15 protein-coding genes and 1 tRNA gene are annotated in these 19,039 nt (G+C 46.3%); 11 read left to right on the forward strand and 5 right to left on the reverse strand.

The genetic code is table 11. From position 1 onward, the window contains the following. Positions 1-134 precede the first annotated feature (134 nt). A complete protein-coding gene (locus tag XBJ1_RS01035; protein WP_012986852.1) occupies positions 135-1,436 on the forward strand; it encodes a DUF3748 domain-containing protein in 1,302 nt (433 codons plus the stop codon). On the opposite strand, the gene XBJ1_RS01040 is transcribed toward XBJ1_RS01035, so the two are convergent. The 4 genes from XBJ1_RS01040 to XBJ1_RS01055 all read right to left on the reverse strand — a co-directional run bounded on the left by XBJ1_RS01040 (position 1,437) and on the right by XBJ1_RS01055 (position 5,690). Next, complete coding sequence (locus XBJ1_RS01040) at positions 1,437-1,784, reverse strand: YceK/YidQ family lipoprotein (RefSeq protein ID WP_038198235.1); 348 nt, start codon at positions 1,782-1,784, stop codon at positions 1,437-1,439. Positions 1,785-2,147: 363 nt separating this feature from the next. Beyond that, complete coding sequence (locus XBJ1_RS01045) at positions 2,148-3,185, reverse strand: IS630 family transposase (protein ID WP_041573280.1); 1,038 nt, start codon at positions 3,183-3,185, stop codon at positions 2,148-2,150. 470 nt (positions 3,186-3,655) lie between these two features. Further along, a complete protein-coding gene (locus XBJ1_RS01050) occupies positions 3,656-4,912 on the reverse strand; it encodes a valine--pyruvate transaminase (protein ID WP_038198238.1) in 1,257 nt (418 codons plus the stop codon). Between the two features lie 199 nt (positions 4,913-5,111). Then, entirely contained in the window at positions 5,112-5,690 is a 579-nt protein-coding gene (locus tag XBJ1_RS01055; RefSeq protein WP_038198241.1) for a DNA-3-methyladenine glycosylase I, read from the reverse strand. A gap of 213 nt (positions 5,691-5,903) precedes the next feature. On the opposite strand from XBJ1_RS01055, the gene glyQ reads away from it, so the two are divergent. From glyQ to XBJ1_RS01105, 10 genes are all read left to right on the forward strand, one after another. Then, positions 5,904-6,812, forward strand: a complete 909-nt coding sequence (glyQ, locus tag XBJ1_RS01060; protein ID WP_012986856.1) for a glycine--tRNA ligase subunit alpha — start codon at positions 5,904-5,906, stop codon at positions 6,810-6,812. A gap of 9 nt (positions 6,813-6,821) precedes the next feature. Next, the gene (glyS, locus tag XBJ1_RS01065) at positions 6,822-8,891 is read left to right on the forward strand and encodes a glycine--tRNA ligase subunit beta (RefSeq protein ID WP_012986857.1); all 2,070 of its coding nucleotides are present in this window, start codon (positions 6,822-6,824) and stop codon (positions 8,889-8,891) included. A 199-nt stretch (positions 8,892-9,090) separates the two neighbouring features. Beyond that, positions 9,091-9,167, forward strand: a tRNA-Pro gene (locus XBJ1_RS01070). Between the two features lie 678 nt (positions 9,168-9,845). Next, positions 9,846-11,456 carry a dipeptide ABC transporter periplasmic-binding protein DppA gene (dppA, locus tag XBJ1_RS01075; protein WP_012986859.1) on the forward strand — a complete coding sequence of 537 codons (1,611 nt, stop codon included), beginning with the start codon at positions 9,846-9,848 and terminating at the stop codon, positions 11,454-11,456. A gap of 143 nt (positions 11,457-11,599) precedes the next feature. Next, entirely contained in the window at positions 11,600-12,619 is a 1,020-nt protein-coding gene (dppB, locus tag XBJ1_RS01080) for a dipeptide ABC transporter permease DppB (RefSeq protein ID WP_012986860.1), read from the forward strand. Positions 12,620-12,629: 10 nt separating this feature from the next. Further along, positions 12,630-13,532, forward strand: a complete 903-nt coding sequence (gene dppC, locus XBJ1_RS01085) for a dipeptide ABC transporter permease DppC (RefSeq protein WP_012986861.1) — start codon at positions 12,630-12,632, stop codon at positions 13,530-13,532. 10 nt (positions 13,533-13,542) lie between these two features. After that, complete coding sequence (dppD, locus tag XBJ1_RS01090; RefSeq protein ID WP_012986862.1) at positions 13,543-14,523, forward strand: dipeptide ABC transporter ATP-binding protein; 981 nt, start codon at positions 13,543-13,545, stop codon at positions 14,521-14,523. Continuing rightward, positions 14,520-15,551 (forward strand): dipeptide ABC transporter ATP-binding subunit DppF, encoded by a 1,032-nt coding sequence (dppF, locus tag XBJ1_RS01095; RefSeq protein WP_012986863.1) that lies wholly within the window; start codon positions 14,520-14,522, stop codon positions 15,549-15,551. The genes dppD and dppF overlap by 4 nt, the downstream gene beginning before the upstream one ends. Before the next feature lie 193 nt (positions 15,552-15,744). After that, entirely contained in the window at positions 15,745-16,452 is a 708-nt protein-coding gene (locus XBJ1_RS01100) for a HAMP domain-containing protein (protein ID WP_012986864.1), read from the forward strand. Between the two features lie 110 nt (positions 16,453-16,562). After that, positions 16,563-18,047: a M16 family metallopeptidase gene (locus XBJ1_RS01105; RefSeq protein WP_012986865.1), complete on the forward strand. Its 1,485-nt coding sequence runs from the start codon at positions 16,563-16,565 to the stop codon at positions 18,045-18,047. Between the two features lie 69 nt (positions 18,048-18,116). Here the strand turns inward: XBJ1_RS01105 and XBJ1_RS01110 are convergent, their stop codons facing one another. Further along, positions 18,117-19,007 carry a LysR family transcriptional regulator gene (locus XBJ1_RS01110; RefSeq protein ID WP_012986866.1) on the reverse strand — a complete coding sequence of 297 codons (891 nt, stop codon included), beginning with the start codon at positions 19,005-19,007 and terminating at the stop codon, positions 18,117-18,119. Positions 19,008-19,039 lie beyond the last annotated feature (32 nt).

Raw genomic sequence — 19,039 nt, forward strand, 5'->3', positions numbered from 1 at the left:
TGATCAAATGGAATAATGTAGAAGTAAAGTTAAAGTGTAATGTTGAAATAATAACGTCTCGACTGAAATTTTTTAGCCATATTTACATAAGATTAGTTTTTATTATGCGAAACTCCGCAAAATAAGGTAGAAAAATGGTCTTTAAGGAACGCCAGATTACATTCGACAACCGTAGCCATCAGATAACTAATATAAATATCTGGACTCCTGATAGTCAATGGCTGGTATACGACGTTCGCCCCAGTGGTGCGTCTTTTACGGGTCTCACGATAGAAAAAATTCATGTCGGCAGTAGGCAGGTAAAAGTGATTTATCAGGCGCAGGATGACGCGCATGTTGGCGTTGTGACGGTAAATCCACAGGAGCCTGTTCGCTATGCGTTCATCCACGGCCCAGAAAAGCCAGATACGCAGTGGCAGTATGATTTTCATCATCGCCGAGGCGTGATTGTCTCTGATGCCCAGCCAAATGTAGCCGTCAACATTGAGGCGCTGGATATTACTCCACCTTATACATCCGGCGCTCTGCGCGGTGGTACGCATGTTCACGTTTTCAGCCCTGATGGTAACCGTTTGAGTTTTACTTATAACGACCATGTGATGCATGAACGAGATCCCGCGCTTGATTTACGCAATGTTGCCGTGGCTATTCCTCTGAGAGCAGTCATTCCACCGAAAAAACATCCCAGAGAATATGATGGTAGTTATTTTTCAGTTATTGTCAGCCGTACAACACCGCAGCCACGTTCTGGCAGTGATGAGATCAATCGGGCTTATGAAGAAGGCTGGATTGGGCAGCGGGGATATCCCAAAGAAAATGGTCAGTGGCAGCGTTGGGCGCTGGCTTTTATTGGTGATACCTGTGCTGAGAACGGTGAAAAGATACCCGAAATTTATCTCGTTGATTTACCGGATAATAATGAGGATTATGCCATTGAGGGCAAACAGCCTTTGGCAGGAACAGAAACCACACTGCCAGCACCACCAGCAGGTGTGAAACAGCGCCGTTTAACTTTTACCCATCAAAATCGCTGGCCGGGAGTGGTAAATGTTCCCCGACACTGGCTGAGAACATCACCGGATGGCAGCAAAATCGGCTTTCTGATGAAAGACGAAGCGGGTATCGTTCAGTTATGGTACATCTCGCCAAATGGTGGCGTGCCAGTGCAGATCACTCACAGTACACATCACATACAGTCGGCATTTAACTGGGACAGACGTGGCCGATTCATCGCCTTTGTTTGTGACAACAGTATCATGCTCTGTGATAGCCAAAATGGCGAAATGCATCGGCTGACAGCACGTACTGATGATGCACCTTCTGCGGATGCGATTGTGATATCACCGGATGACCGATATGTGGCTTTCATGCGTGATATTGATGGTTATCGGCAAATTTTGGTTGTCGAAACTGGCATCACTGATGTGGGGGAATAGCTATGTTTCACTGTTCGTATTTTCTGGAGCTGTTGCTGTGGCAGTTGAGCGTTGTTCCAGTTTTTCAAGGCGATGCTTAGGTGAGTGTTCAGCTTGGTCTTTGCTGGAACGGGTATAATCATAGGGGAACAGGAGCGTATCCAGAAAGGCAGAGAACGGGAGATCTACGGCAAGTAACGGTTTCATGACCCACCCAGTACTGTCATCTTTCAGCATGCCAATGCTGGCTTTTGCTCCAGAGTAATAACCTTGATAAGGCCCGCTGTGGGTCATTATGCTGGAGCAGCCAGTGATAAGTGACCATCCCAGTGTGGTACACAACAATAGAAGCATTTTATGGTTCTTCATCGTTTCCATGATCTCAGTGAGTTAATTTGTGGATGCTCAGATGCTTTATGTGCGCTTTAACATTGTTTTTTTCAAAGCATGAAAATAAACCTTCGATACTATTTACTATAGTCAGGTAATACTCAGTTTGCTATAGCATTTATCGTTAAACTTAACGATTTTTTGTGACGGAAATTTAAATTCCACTTTCATGTTTGTTTAAATGTAAGCATAAAGGCAAATTATTGAATAATTCATTAACAATACGAATAAATTATTCAATTTAATATCGATTTAAACTATTTATTTATATTTAATGAATGTTTGGCTAAACCAATTTTTTTATTAAACAAGTAAAGTCTTTTCCAAATCGTATATACGCAATTAACTTGAAGATGCGGGTTTTAAAATCTGGAAGTTATCAGTCAACCGAGTGGTGAGTTCTTTCGCTTTTTCTGGCAATGTGACATGAAAAAAGTGGCGCAGCGTTTCACGGAATGTTTTGGTATCCGGAAAATAGACATTGTTTCGTACCTGCTCATTCACATACTTCCATAATCGCTCAATCGGGTTGAGATTAGGGCTGTAAGGCGGCAGGTAGTGCAACTCAATATTCAAAACCTCGGCAAAAAATTGGACGACTCCGGAACGGTGATAACCCGCACCATCCAGAATAATGTGGATTTTTTGCGAAAGTGGATAGGTTTCCCGGATTGAGCCGAAAAAAAGGACGACATTTTTCGCGTTAATCGTCGGATATTCACGAACAATAGTCTCTTCAATCCGTTGTAAATTAAGGGCACCCATGATGTTGAGTCGAGTACGACTGCCTGTGGTTTCAACCACTTTGACGTGCTTCCGCCCGCTCTTCATCCAGCCATAACTTAATTTTGTGGACAGGGTCGGGTGAACCGCATCAATAAATAAAATAGGCGCATTCTGGCCACATTCTTCTTTCAGCGCGTTGTAGGTTTCAATAAACTGTTGCTGTTTATCCGCATCAAATTTATGCGGAGCACCCATTGGCTTCTTGTAGCTGAAACCTTGACGGTGAAGCCATTTCGTCATTCCTGCGACAGTGAAAGTCACCTGCCATCGTGCCCGAACATAGGCCACAATTTGTGCGGTAGTGTGCATCAAATTTGCCATCAGATACTCAACTAATTCTGTTGTTTGTTCGGCAGACAAACGGCTTTCAGAGCCCCCATTTTCAGGGGCGAGTTTTTCCTCAGAGAAGTAATCTTTCAGATGGCGGCTCACCGTACTTTCATGGATCCGCAAAGCCTGAGCAATCATCTGGGCAGTCCAGCCTTCTGAGGCCAAAAGCACGGCCTTGATGCGGTCACGTACTCGTCCATCGCGAGTCGTATCATGCATCAATTCGAGGGCGTCTTTTTGGGCATCTGTTAGATTAATTTTCATGGGCGCAATCATGATCTGATACAAATGAAAAATCAAGCATCTTCAATGACGACGGGTATACGATGGTTTATCCACTGGTGATGTTTTTGATGATTATGTTACCTCAAATATTGGCGATTATTTTCTAGGCGATGTGATGTTTAAAAATGATTTTGAATAATTAAGGAAATTTTCTTGATTCATTAAATGTGCTTTAGATCACACAATATGGCTCAATCGTCTCAATTTCACATAGTAAAGGCAATTTAAGGCAAAAAAAACTTTCTTATTCAAGTTATTAGATTCTTACTTTTCTGATTAAATAGACTCAGTTCAGGGAAAGAGTATAAACAGGGATTGTTTTCCTTTCCTAATTGTGTGTGAAGAATTCTTTTTGGATTCTAATAACTACTGTCCTGTTCACAGGTAAAAGTCCTCGTTATCATCTTGCTCCCTCCCCCTAAATGAGGGAGCTTTTTTTTGTGCCCAAATCAGCGGGTCGCTTCTCTATGTGCGATCTCAATCTCTTCCGACAGAATGCGAATGCCCTCTTCGATCTTTTCCAAATCAGGTACATAGTTCATGCGCATACATTGGTGGGCATGCGGCCAGTTGTGCTCCAGACCTGGGAAAAAGAAATGACCCGGCACCATTAACACTTTCCGTTTCTTCAAACGCTGATAAAGCACTTCCGTGGTGATTGGCAGGTTTTTGAACCAGAGCCAGAGGAATATTGCACCTTCCGGCTTATGGATAAGGCAGAGATCTTCTGACATATGGCGACGAATGATCTCAATCACGTTGTCTACCCGCGTTTTATAAAATGGCTGGATGACATTTTGAGACAGGCGGAATAAATCATTGCGTCTGATCATTTCCAACGCGATAGCGGGGCCTACACCGCCCGGTGCGAGGCTAATAACACCATTCATATTACTGACGGCACTGATGATTTTTTCATTAGCGATGATAATCCCGCAGCGGGAACCCGGCAGGCCAAGTTTGGACAGGCTCATGCACAGGATAATATTGGGATTCCACAGTGGTGTCGCGTCATTGAAGATAATTCCGGGGAACGGTACACCATAGGCATTGTCGATTAACAGCGGGATCTGATGTTGTTGAGCTAGCCCATCTAAGCGCAGTAACTCTTCGTCAGTAATGACATTACCGGTAGGGTTGGTTGGACGGGAGACGCAAATCAGGCTGATATCTTCGGAAATATTCAGGTGATCGAAATCGACCCGATACTTGAATTGGCCATTGGGCAGCAACTCAATATTTGGTTTATTGGCGACAAACAGCCCTTCATCCAGACCAGAATCGGAATAGCCGATGTATTCAGGTGCAAGAGGGAATAAAACTCGCTTCATCGAGCCATCTTCACTGCGGCCAGCCAGTAGATTGAACAGGTAGAAAAAGGCGCTTTGGCTGCCGTTGGTCAATGCGATATTTTGTGGATGGATCTCCCAACCGAGCTTTTCCTGTAACTCTTGGGCCAATGCCGCTATCAGCGTATTTTTCCCTTGTGGTCCATCATAGTTGCACAGGGTTTCGGTCAATTGGCCGCTTGACACCAGATCAGCCAATATCTGCTGGAAATAATCATCCATTTCAGGAATATGGGCAGGATTGCCACCACCTAGCATAATGGTGCCAGGTGTTCTCAGGCCTTGGTTGAGATCATTCATCAGGCGGGTAATTCCTGAATCTTGTGTGAATTTGTTTCCGAATTGAGAAAATTTCATAACGGCGTTTGCGTCTGTTGTTTTATAGGAGAAGGGGACACCATACCCCGCCCCTTATTGGGGCGCAATGGGGTAAAGTCTGTTCTCTGTGTTGTTATATATTATAATATGATGATTCATTGAATATTCATTGAATTTAAACACTGGGTCTTTTGAATTTCTCCAGCTTTATATTTTAAAGTAAATTTATCACCTATCTTTATGCATTGATTTCAATTTTTCGGCACAGGCAACTCGTGAGGTGATCATTGACTAAACCTGCCGCTTGCATAAACGCATAGCAGGTTGTGCTGCCAATAAATTTGAAACCCCGTTTTTTCAGTGCATTTGACAGGTCATCAGAAATGGGGGTTCTGACAGGAACGTCTGTCCGTGATTTCCAGTGATTAATGAGTGGGGAATCATCAACAAAATGCCAGATAAATGAACTGAAATCCTCTCCTTGATCGGCCATTTGCAGGTAAATACGGGCATTGTGGATAATGGCATTGATTTTGGTACGATTGCGCACAATAGCAGGATCTTTGAGCAGTTGTTCGACATCGTTTTCATCCATGCCGGCGATTTTGACCGGATCAAATTGATGGAAGCATTTCCGGTAGCCCTGCCGTTTTTTTAGAATCGTCAGCCATGATAACCCCGCTTGCTGCCCTTCAAGGCAGAGCAGTTCAAAGAGCTGCTGGCTATTCTTCAGTGGCTTGCCCCACTCATTATCGTGATAGGCAAGATAATCCGGATCGGCGGTGACCCAACCACAGCGAATACTTTCCTTGTTGATAAATTCCATATTTTTACTCCCACAGACGATGGTGAATAATTGAACTTATATTAACTGTATAAATATACAAGTAAAGAGGCTCGGATAAGATTTTTTTATACTGCGGCAAAATTGGCGGGTGATCAGTGCTGTATATCTTACGGTCAAAGGGTATACTGACCGCTTTCGTTTAAATTCATATGTATCGCGTGATGTATCGCGTGTGGATTCAACATGCAAAAGTTTGATACCAAAACCTTTCAGGGGCTCATCCTGACATTGCAGGATTACTGGGCGCGTCAAGGCTGTACCATTGTCCAACCACTGGATATGGAAGTCGGCGCAGGAACTTCTCACCCTATGACCTGCCTGCGCGCTTTAGGGCCAGAACCCATTGCGGCAGCTTATGTGCAACCTTCCCGTCGTCCAACTGACGGTCGTTACGGTGAAAACCCGAATCGCCTTCAGCACTATTACCAGTTTCAGGTCATCATCAAGCCATCTCCGGACAACATTCAGGAGCTTTATCTTGGTTCGTTGAAAGCGTTGGGGCTCGACCCTACCGTTCACGATATCCGTTTTGTTGAAGACAACTGGGAAAACCCAACGCTGGGCGCATGGGGGCTGGGTTGGGAAGTTTGGCTGAACGGTATGGAAGTGACTCAGTTCACTTACTTCCAGCAAGTCGGTGGTCTTGAGTGCAAACCAGTTACTGGTGAAGTCACTTACGGTCTGGAACGTCTCGCGATGTATATTCAGGGCGTGGACAGCGTTTACGATCTGGTGTGGAGCGATGGCCCACTGGGTAAAACGACTTATGGTGATATTTATCACCAGAATGAAGTTGAACAGTCTACCTATAATTTCGAACACGCTGATGTGGATTTCCTGTTCACTTGCTTTGAACAGTATGAAAAAGAAGCACAGGAGCTGTTGGCGTTGGAAGCACCACTGCCACTGCCAGCTTATGAGCGTATTTTGAAAGCCGGCCATACCTTCAATTTGCTGGATGCTCGTAAAGCGATCTCCGTGACTGAACGTCAGCGCTATATTCTGCGTATTCGTACCCTGACCAAATCGGTTGCTGAAGCATATTATGCCTCCCGCGAGGCGCTTGGCTTCCCTATGTGTAAGAAGAATTGAGAGGCCATCATGATTCAACAGACTTTCCTTGTGGAAATCGGCACAGAAGAGTTGCCACCAAAGGCGCTGCGCTCGCTGGCTGAGTCCTTTGCGGCCAATTTTGAAGCAGAACTGAAAAACGCCAATCTGGGTCATGGTGAAATTAGCTGGTTTGCAGCCCCTCGTCGTCTGGCACTGAAAGTGGCAAATCTGGCTGTGGCACAGGCTGATCGCGAAGTGGAAAAACGTGGCCCGGCTATTGCTCAGGCATTTGATGCGGAAGGCAAGCCAACTAAAGCCGCGGAAGGCTGGGCGCGTGGCTGTGGTATCACAGTTGATCAAGCCGAGCGCATGGTAACGGATAAAGGCGAATGGCTGCTTTATCGTGCGCAGGTTAAAGGCCGTGAAGCGAAAGAACTGCTGGCGGATATGGTGAGCAGTTCGTTGGGCAAGCTACCGATCCCTAAACTGATGCGCTGGGGCGATAAAGAAACCCAGTTTGTCCGCCCTGTGCATACGGTCACGATGCTGCTGGGCAGTGACGTGATTGACGGTGAAATTCTGGGCATCAAATCTGATCGTATTATCCGTGGTCATCGCTTTATGGGCGAGGCGGAGTTTGCGATTGATAATGCAGAGCAATACCCGACGATTTTGCAGGAACGTGGCCGTGTTATTGCGGATTATTATGCACGTAAAGCGTTGATCAAACGTGATGCAGAGCAGGCAGCGATGCAGCTTGGCGGTGTGGCAGATCTGACCGACAGCCTGCTGGAAGAAGTGACTTCTTTGGTGGAATGGCCAGTGGTTCTGACAGCGAAATTCGAAGAGAAATTCCTTGAAGTGCCTGCCGAAGCGCTGGTTTACACCATGAAAGGCGATCAGAAATATTTCCCGGTTTACGATAAATCCGGCAAATTGATGGCAAACTTTATTTTTGTTGCCAATATTGAATCGTCTGATCCACAGCAGATCATTTCGGGTAACGAAAAAGTGGTGCGCCCACGGTTGGCAGATGCGGAATTCTTCTTTAAGACTGACCGCAAGCAGCGTTTGGAAGATAATCTGTTGCGTCTGGAAACGGTACTGTTCCAGAAGCAGCTGGGTACACTGCGTGACAAAACGGATCGTATTCAGGCTCTGGCTGGCTGGATTGCCGAAAAAATCGGTGCAGATGTCACTCATGCGACCCGCGCGGGTCTGTTGTCCAAATGTGATCTGATGACCAACATGGTATTTGAGTTCACGGACACTCAGGGCGTGATGGGAATGCACTACGCTCGCCATGATGGTGAAGCGGAAGATGTGGCTCTGGCACTGAATGAACAGTATCAGCCGCGTTTCTCTGGCGATGAGTTGCCATCCACGGCCGTTTCCTGTGCTGTGGCGATTGCCGATAAAATGGATACCCTTGCTGGTATCTTCGGTATTGGTCAACATCCGAAAGGGGATAAAGATCCATTTGCACTGCGTCGTGCGGCACTGGGTGTTCTGCGTATTATCGTTGAGAAAAAACTGCCGCTTGATCTCCAGACCTTGGCAGAAGAAGCCGTGCGTTTGTATGGTGACAAACTGACCAATGAAAACGTGGTGGATGATGTGGTTGAGTTCATGCTCGGCCGTTTCCGCACTTGGTATCAGGAGCAGGGTTACAGCGTTGATGCTATTCAGGCAGTGCTGGCGCGTCGTCCGACTCAACCGGCAGATTTTGATGCCCGAATGAAAGCGGTAACGCATTTCCGCACACTGGATGAAGCGGTTTCACTGGCAGCCGCTAATAAGCGTGTTTCCAACATTCTGGCGAAGTCAGAAGAGAAGTTGAATGACTGTGTTCTTGCTTCTGTATTGAAAGCCGCAGAAGAGATCCAACTGGCGACCCATCTTGTGGTGTTGAAAGATAAGCTGGCTCCTCTGTTTGCGGAAGGCAACTATCAGGATGCGCTGGTTGAACTGGCTTCTCTGCGTGAAGTGGTGGATGCGTTCTTCGACAACGTGATGGTGATGGATGAAGATCAACAAGTCAGAATTAATCGCCTGACACTGTTGAGTGAATTGCGTGAGTTGTTCTTGCGCGTGGCAGATATTTCATTGCTCCAGTAAATATTGCTGCATTGTTTGATTAAAAGCCTCGCCCGTTGTGGTGAGGCTTTTTTTTGCTTGTCGATGTTTTTTATCGCCACTAAGTGTCACTGATGATATTGCATTGTGCGTGTTCTGGTTGGTTTATCATCAATTAAACACTTATCTTTAAAAAGATATTGACGGTTTACGGCGCTGGCAGTAAGATGCGCTTCGTTTTCGGCGAGTAGCGCAGCTTGGTAGCGCAACTGGTTTGGGACCAGTGGGTCGGAGGTTCGAATCCTCTCTCGCCGACCAGCATTCAGAAACCCCGCTCTTTGAGCGGGGTTTTTTCGTATGTGCTAAATAAAAACTCGGCGTTAACTCATTCCTTGATCCCTATTTTAAACATCGACGTTATATCACGGTCGGTTTGATAAAATTGTTCATCTATCTGGATTTCATCTCTGAAACTGTCGGTAATTCGCTCAGGAACTGAATTTCCCTGATTCGATAATTCATTATCTTTCTCCTTGTTCATAAATTAAATTTACTCAATAAAGTGTTTCTTTAATGAATAACACGATTATTTTTATATTAATTGGTTAAATTTAAAACATTTCTTCTTTTCTATCCGTACCCGCATCTTATATTGTCCCGTCTTTTTCATAAGGCAGATTGTTCATTTTTTAAGTATTCAGTCACAAATTTCAAATTATCGCCAATAGAAATTAATTCTTTATATATCCGATATTTTCAGTGGTTTTATCTGTTAAATATGCCGACTGTCATATTTTTACATCGCAAGTGTTAATTATTTTTTTATTTTATGTTTTTTTAATGTTGCCAGTGTTATATGTGATTATGTTGACGTCAAGCATAACAATTGGTTAATTGATAAACGAACAACAATAACGCGGGTCGGGACGGCATCATTTAGGTGGAAACGCTGGACTTGGCCAAGACACGATAAACATCACAAACGGAGTTTAAGTAATGGCAACCTCCAGTAAGAAAAAGTTCAGTTTACTGAAACTGGGCATTGGCCTCGTTGCGTTAGCAGTAACAGCAAGTGTTCAGGCAAAGACACTGGTTTATTGCTCTGAGGGTTCTCCAGAAGGTTTTAATCCACAGTTATTCACTTCCGGCACAACTTATGATGCAACTTCCAGACAGATCTACAACCGCTTGGTGGATTTCAAGGCAGGTACGACAAATGTCATTCCCAGTTTGGCTGAACGCTGGGATGTGAGTGATGATGGCAAAGCCTATACTTTCTATTTGCGCAAGGGCGTGAAATGGCATAGCACTAAGGAATTCAAGCCAACTCGCGATTTCAACGCTGATGATGTGATTTTTACTTTTATGCGCCAGAAAGATAAAAATCATCCGTACCACAAAGTTTCAGGTGGCAGCTACGAATATTTTATTGGCATGGATCTGGATAACATCATCAGCAAAATAGAAAAAGTTGATGATTACACCATCCGTTTTGTGTTATCCCGCCCTGAAGCGCCTTTCCTTGCCGACCTTGCGATGGATTTTGCCTCGGTTCTGTCCAAAGAGTACGCTGATGTGATGATGAAGGCGGGAACACCGGAGAAAGTTGACTTAGATCCGATTGGCACAGGCCCGTTCCAATTGCAGCAATATCAGAAAGACTCCCGCATTCTTTATAAAGCATTCAAGGATTACTGGGAAGGCCCGGCGAAAATTGATCGCCTGGTGTTCTCCATTACGCCTGATGCCTCTGTACGTTATGCCAAATTGCAGAAAAACGAATGTCAGGTCATGCCGTATCCAAACCCTGCCGACATTTCCCGTATGAAGCAGGACAAAAATATTGTTCTGAAGGAGCAGGCTGGCATGAACGTGGGTTATCTCTCTTTCAATGTCGATAAAAAACCGATGGATAACCTTAAGGTTCGTCAGGCGCTGGCGATGGCGGTGAACAAAGATGCCATCATCGATGCGGTCTATCAGGGCGCTGGGCAAAAAGCGAAAAACCTGATCCCACCGACCATGTGGAGCTATGACGATGACATCAAAGATTATGCCTATGATCCCGCTAAAGCGAAGGAACTGCTGAAAGAAGCCGGCTTCCCGAATGGTTTTGAAACGGATTTGTGGGCAATGCCAGTACAGCGTCCGTATAACCCGAATGCCCGTCGTATGGCCGAAATGATTCAGGCTGACTGGGCGAAAATTGGCATCAAAGCCAAGATCGTCAGTTATGAGTGGGGAGAATATCTGAAACGCGCTAAAGATGGTGAACCGCAGACGGTGATGATGGGATGGACGGGGGATAATGGTGATCCCGATAACTTCTTCGGCACTCTGTTTAGCTGTGCGGCCAAAGAGAAAGGCTCTAACTATTCGAAATGGTGTTACAAGCCATTTGAGGACGTTATCAAGCCAGCCCGTGAAACGGCTGACAATGCCAAACGTACAGCGCTTTACAAACAGGCACAGGTTGTAATGCATGAGCAAGTACCCGCATTGATCGTTGCCCACTCCACGGTTTATGAACCAATCCGTAAGGAAGTGAAAGGCTATTTGGTTGATCCGCTTGGTAGGCACCTCTTTTACAACGTGACTCTCGACTAATCCTGCTCTTGATTTGTTGTGATTAACCATCCCCCAGATTGTTCTGTGGGGATGGTTTCGCTTCTCTGACAGGCAAGTTGACCCTTGTATTACACCAAACAGCCTGAGAGCTGTAACTGGTAATTAAAAAGAGAACCCAGGATATGCTGCAATTTATCCTCCGACGTTTGGGAATGGTAATTCCTACGTTTATTGGTATTACACTGCTAACTTTCGCTTTTGTACACATGATCCCCGGCGATCCGGTGCTGATTATGGCGGGAGAACGCGGTGTTTCTGCTGAGCGTCATGCCGAATTGATGGCTGCTATGGGGTTGGATAAACCTCTCTGGGAGCAATATTTTCATTATATTAATGGCATATTTCATGGTGATTTGGGCATTTCTCTAAAAAGCCGCATTCCTGTGTGGGACGAGTTTGTGCCCCGATTCAAAGCGACATTAGAGTTAGGGGTCTGCGCCATGTTACTTGCGATCTCTGTTGGTATTCCGGTCGGCGTACTGGCAGCGGTCAAGCGTGGATCTGTTTTTGATCATACGGCTGTCGGGGTATCACTGACGGGCTATTCCATGCCGATTTTCTGGTGGGGGATCATGCTCATTATGTTGGTATCCGTTCAATGGAATTTAACTCCTGTTTCCGGCCGGATAAGCGACAGCGTATTTCTTGATGATAGTTACCCGCTGACGGGATTCATGCTGATTGATACTCTGTTCTGGGGCGAAGAGGGCGACTTTATTGATGCTGTGATGCATATGCTCCTGCCTGCGGTTGTGCTGGGGACGATCCCACTGGCTGTGATTGTGCGCATGACCCGTTCCGCGATGTTGGAAGTGTTGGGGGAAGACTATATCCGTACCGCCCGCGCAAAAGGCTTGAGCCGTATGCGTGTCATTATTATCCATGCTCTGCGTAATGCCTTGCTGCCAGTCGTCACTGTCATCGGCCTGCAAGTGGGGATTATGCTGGCAGGTGCCATTCTGACAGAAACCATTTTTTCATGGCCGGGGCTGGGACGCTGGTTGATCGATGCCCTTCAGCGTCGTGATTATCCGGTGGTGCAGGGGGGAGTATTGCTAGTGGCGACCATGATTATTCTGGTCAACCTTGTGGTTGATTTGCTGTATGGCGTCGTCAACCCACGTATCCGTCATAAGAAATAAGGAGCACGTGATGACTCAAACTACTGAGCCAGCGGTATCCGGTGCGCCGAAATTGATGACGCCGATACAGGAGTTCTGGCATTATTTTAAGCGTAACAAGGGTGCGGTCGTTGGTTTTGCCTATATTGTCCTGATGCTGCTAGTGGCGCTATTGGCGAATGTGTTGGCACCCCACGGCCCGGCAGAGCAGTTCCGTGACTCTCTGTTAGTTCCACCGATATGGCAGGACGGAGGAAGCTGGCAGTTTATCCTCGGTACTGACGATGTGGGGCGCGACATTTTATCCCGTCTGATGTATGGCGCACGCCTCTCTTTGCTGGTTGGCTGCCTGGTTGTGGTGATGTCGCTGGTGATGGGCATCATATTGGGGGTATTGGCCGGTTATTTCGGCGGCCTTGTCGATACGATCATCATGCGTATTGTCGATATCATGCTGGCATTGCCAAGCTTACTATTGGCATTGGTACTGGTTGCTATTTTTGGTCCGTCGATTGTCAATGCTTCACTGGCGCTGACTTTCGTCGCCTTGCCTCACTATATTCGTCTGACAAGGGCGGCGGTACTGGTTGAAGTGAACCGAGATTATGTAATGGCTTCACAAGTGGCGGGTGCAGGAGCCATACGTCAGATGTTCATCAATATCCTGCCAAACTGTCTTGCTCCCTTGATTGTGCAGGCATCATTAGGTTTTTCAAATGCCATTCTCGACATGGCCGCCTTGGGGTTTTTGGGCATGGGGGCGCAGCCACCCACACCAGAATGGGGAACCATGCTGGCCGATGTCTTGCAGTTTGCCCAGAGCGCGTGGTGGGTCGTGACCTTCCCGGGGCTGGCTATCCTGCTGACCGTATTGGCATTTAACCTGATGGGGGATGGGCTGCGTGACGCACTCGATCCTAAGCTCAAGCAGTAGGGGTATTGAAATGGCATTGTTGAATGTAGATCAATTATCGGTGCACTTCGGTGAAGAAAATGCGCCATTCCGCGCCGTTGACCGTATCAGCTACAGTGTGGAGCAGGGACAGGTTGTCGGGGTTGTTGGAGAATCCGGCTCAGGTAAGTCCGTCAGTTCACTGGCAATTATGGGGTTGGTTGATTATCCGGGCAGGGTCATGGCAGAAAAACTGGAATTCAATGGCCGTGATCTGACAAAAATTTCTGAGAAAGAGCGTCGCCAGTTGGTCGGTGCGGAAGTGGCTATGATCTTCCAAGATCCGATGACCAGCTTAAATCCGTGCTATACCGTGGGATTTCAGATTATAGAAGCGCTTAAAGTACATCAGGGGGGGAGTCGCAAAACCCGTTACCAGCGGGCGGTTGATTTGTTGACGCTGGTGGGTATTCCTGATCCGGCTTCCCGTCTGGATGTCTATCCACACCAATTGTCTGGTGGGATGAGCCAGCGCGTCATGATTGCTATGGCGATTGCCTGTCGTCCTAAGCTGCTGATTGCCGATGAACCTACGACGGCACTGGATGTAACTATTCAGGCACAAATCATCGAATTGCTGCTGGAGTTGCAACAGCAGGAAAACATGGCGCTGGTCTTGATCACGCATGACTTAGCGTTAGTGGCGGAAGCGGCTCATCATATCATCGTGATGTATGGCGGGCAGGTAGTGGAAGCGGGCAAGGCAACTGAAATCTTCCGTGCGCCCCGTCATCCTTACACACAGGCATTATTACGGGCGTTGCCGGAATTTTCGACGGATAAATCCCGTCTGGCGTCGTTGCCCGGTGTGGTTCCGGGCAAATATGACCGCCCGACAGGGTGTCTGCTCAATCCCCGTTGCCCCTATGCGAATGAACATTGCCGTCAGGTAGAGCCAGCATTGAAAACAGTTGGGGAAAGTCAGGTTAAATGTCATATGCCGCTGGATGATGAGGGGAGACCGACAGTATGAGTGAGCAAAACATTCGTAATCAAAACAGGCGCGAACAGGAAAAGGCCACTGCCCCTTTACTCAAAGCCACCGAGTTAAAGAAATATTATCCGGTGAAGACAGGGATGTTTGCGCCTGAGCGCATGGTTAAAGCGCTGGATGGTGTTTCATTCGAGCTGGAAAAAGGCAAGACGCTGGCGGTGGTAGGGGAATCTGGCTGTGGCAAATCCACACTTGGCCGCCTGCTGACCATGATTGAAAAACCGACGGAGGGTGAGCTTTATTATCAGGGACAGGATTTATTGGTGCCAGATAAACAAGCAGAAAAATTGCGGCGCCAGAAAATCCAGATCGTCTTCCAAAACCCTTATGCCTCTTTGAATCCGCGCAAAAAAGTGGGTCAGATACTGGAAGAGCCGTTGCTGATCAACACGTCGCTCGCCGCAGCGGAACGCAAGGAACAAGTGTTGAAGATGATGGAAAAAGTGGGATTAAAACCGGAATATTATCAGCGTTATCCGCACATGTTCTCCGGTGGCCAGCGTCAGCGCATTGCCATCGCCCGTGGATTGATGTTAAATCCGGATGTGTTGATTGCCGATGAACCGGTTTCTGCGCTGGATGTTTCGGTGCGGGCGCAGGTCTTGAACCTGATGATGGATTTACAGCAGGATCTGGGGTTGTCTTACGTGTTTATTTCTCATGATCTCTCGGTGGTTGAACATATCGCTGATGAAGTCATGGTGATGTATTTGGGGCGTTGTGTTGAAAAAGGCAGTAAGGACCAGATTTTCAATAATCCTCGTCACCCTTATACACAGGCGTTGCTGTCTGCGACACCTCGTCTGAATCCGGCACTGCGTCGTGAGCGCATCAAGCTGACAGGGGAATTGCCAAGCCCGATGAATCCGCCTCCGGGTTGCGCCTTTGCCGCCCGTTGCCGTCGCGCATTTGGTCACTGTACGCAATTCCAGCCTAAGCTAAGGAAATATGACGAGCAACTGGTCGCCTGTTTTGCAATTGAACAGGACGAAAATTCATCCAGATAATCGTCTTTGACCGTGATATAACGTGGATATGATATGGATAATGCAAACGTTATTAAACATAAACGTTATGTTGCGGTCATTCTTCTGTTTTGAACTCATCAAAATAAGACGACCGCCAGAAAAATCAAGTATACTCAGTCACATTATTAAGGTGTGATAGCTCGTATTTTTTGCAGGTATTAGTTTGGATAAGATGAAATTGCGTGTCAAACGTTCATTAACTATTAAACAAATGGCCGCAGTGACAGGAGTCGCTTTGATAACTATTGCCATTTTCATTACTATCCAGTTATCACACCTGTTACAGCAGCGGAAAGATGATTATATCAGCCAGCTCAATAATGCGGCTGCACAGGTTCAAGTTCCTCTGGCAGAAGCGCTGCTGAATTCAGACCTCAATAAAGCGAAAACGCTGTTGATTGGGTTAAAGACATCAGGCATTCTGGGGCGGGCTGATGTGGTATCACCGAATAATGCCCGGGTGATGAGCTTGGATTTCGCGACTTATCGCCCTATACCCGAATTGGCAAAGCAGATTTTTGGTATTCCCGTTGAGGTACAGATCCCTTTGCATATCTATGGTATTACCCCGCAAACCGAAGCGTCACAGGGATACCTGATCTTGCAGGTCGATTCTAACCGAGTATACCGATTTGCCTTGAATACACTTGCATTAATGTTGACCACCTATTTACTACTCGCACTTATTCTTACGGTGGCGATAAGTTGGTGCGTGAATCGCATTATCATCCATCCACTACGCGATGTTGCGCGTGCTCTGAATGAAGAACAGCCGACTGCGCCCATACTTTGTCCCAAAAACCATCAGGATGATGAATTGGGGTTACTGGTTAAAGGCTATAATCGTCAGATTGATAAGCAGAAACTGCGATTAAAATGAAGCCTTGTTGATTAGTAGTGGGCATTAATGGTTTGGCATGAATAGTTAAACTGTGGCAGGTGAAGCCAGGGATAACAAGGATAAAACTAAATAGGTAGGGGTAAGTGAGAATGCAGGGCAAGAAAATCGGGTATCTTATTGGTGGCGCCATTCTGGCTACGTCTTATTTAGCACAGGCAGAGATTTTGCAGCCTGATCCGGCTTGGCAACAAGGTAAACTTGAAAATGGATTCAGTTGGCAAGCCCTGCAAACTCCACAGCGTCCCAATGACAGGATACAACTGCGTTTAATCGTGAAAACCGGTTCACTGGCAGAGAAAACGCAACAACACGGCTACACCTACCTTATTCCAAAAGTCGTATTGTTCAGCAGCAAAGATTTGTCATCGCAAAAACTGGAAAATCTATGGCGCAACGCGATTGATAGCAAAAATCCCCTTCCTCCTGCCATTGTTTCATATGATTTCACGCTTTATAGCCTCAGCCTGCCAAATAACCGCCCTGATTTACTGAAAGATGCACTGGTATGGCTGTCGGATATTGCGGGTGGTGCGGTTTTTACGCCAGAAACCTTGGCACAGGCGATGAAAGCGACCGATCATTCCGTCGCGACTTTACCCGCAGATATACAAGATCCTGTGTGGCGGATGCGGCTGCAAGGCTCGACATTGCTCGATCATGATCCGGGTGCGAGCGTATCAATGCCTGTAGATGTCAAAAAAATTGAAGCATTTTATCGGCAATGGTACACGCCAGATGCGATGACGCTGTATGTTGCTGGTCATGTTGACAGCCGGGTACTGTCAGAGCGCATTAATCAGGTGTTTTCGCCATTAAAAGGAAAACGGCAGACACCGGTAGCCGTTGCGACGTTGTTGCCGCTGAAATCAGAAACGCTTGGCGTAGTCAGTGATAAAGCTCAACAAGATCGGCTGTCTTTAGTCTGGAACCTGAACTGGCAACCGATTAACGATTCGCAGACCCTGCTTCAGTATTGGTTAAACGATTTGGCTCGTGAAGCGCTTTATCGCTACCTGCAATTGGGGCGGGAAGAAAAGCAGGCTGACATGAAGTTAGATCTGGATTGTCGCATATTGTACCAGCGGGCAAATTGCTTCTTGAATATGGATACTTCTTCGGACAAGCTGACAGAATCTACACTTTATCTGGCTTCTGAGCTGGCATCATTGCGTGAGAATGGCCTGCCACAAGAGCAATTTGATGAACTGTATGCTCAAAAACGGCTTCAACTGCAACAGCTCTTTGCGGTCTATGCCCGCACAAATACTGATCTATTGATTAACCAGCGCCTGATTTCACAGCAGAATAATGTGGTCGATATTGCACCGGAGCAATTTCAACGCTTAAGGCAGACGTTTTTATCTTCTCTGACACCACCGCTTTTGAACAAAAAACTGAAAGAGATGTTGTCTCAGGACATCTCCTTTATTCTGGTGCAGCCAAAAGATGAAACGGCCGTTAATGTGAATCAGCTCAGAAACGGTTTTAACCAGATTATGCGGCCGGGTCCCGTGCCGGAAACACCAGCCATTGATACCAAGCAAGATGCTGATATCAAAAAAGGGGCGGAGTAGCTTTAGGTTTGATAATAATCTGGTTATTATTTGACCTTGTGATGCGGTTTACGGCGAGATAGCTAAACATCATAACTTGAGTTTATCTATCAGGTAATCAATAAACACTCGGCATTTACGCTGAATCTGGTGTCCATTTGGGTATACGATTGTGACGGGCTGTTTTGGCAGTGAATATTCAGGAAAAAGTCGCACTAGATTGCCTGATTGCAGCTCGGTTTCTATCATCCATTCGGGTAAGACAGTCACACCGAACCCCGCAATAGCCATTGTTTTTATTGAGGTCGAAGAGTTGGCGTTGAATCTGGCTTTGGCTCGTATATCAATTGACGGTAAGGTGGAGTGACTTAATTCCCAGTGTGTAGGTGTTTGCAAATTACTGTTAGCAATCCAATCAACATCCTTGAGATCATTGACTGTTTCCAGTTTATTTTTTTCAAGCCAGTCAGGTGATGCCACCATATAAATTTTAAAGTCAGCAATTTTACGACTTTTAAGCGAAGAATCTCGCAATACCCCCAACCTGATGGCTAAATCCAGCCTGTCTGAAATAAGGTCATTAAGAGCAGAGCCAGCGTCATAGCTGACATTAAGTTGCGGATGTATCTTACAGAACTCGCCAATCAGAGGAAGGAGAAACCGATCACCGAACTCGATTGTTGATGTGATATGTAGGGTGCCAGAAAGTGAAAGATACTGTTCAGCCACATTATCTAAGCTGGACTGAATATTAATAAAAATTTCACTAAATTCATTGTAAAGAAACTGACCTGCTTCCGTCAGCGCAACTCCTCTGGAATTACGAATCAATAACGGTATGTTTAATGACTCTTCCAGCCGCTTAACGTGAATGCTGGTCATTGCTTTGCTGATCAACAGTCGTTCTGCTGCCCGTGTGAATGATCCACAATCCACTACAGCAATAAAGGTTTGAATCCGGTTTAATTGGTTATTCATCATGGTTAATTACAGCTAAACGGAATGTTCAATTT

Origin of the sequence: Xenorhabdus bovienii SS-2004 (assembly GCF_000027225.1) — a bacterium.
GTDB classification, from domain to species: Bacteria; Pseudomonadota; Gammaproteobacteria; order Enterobacterales; family Enterobacteriaceae; genus Xenorhabdus; species Xenorhabdus bovienii_C.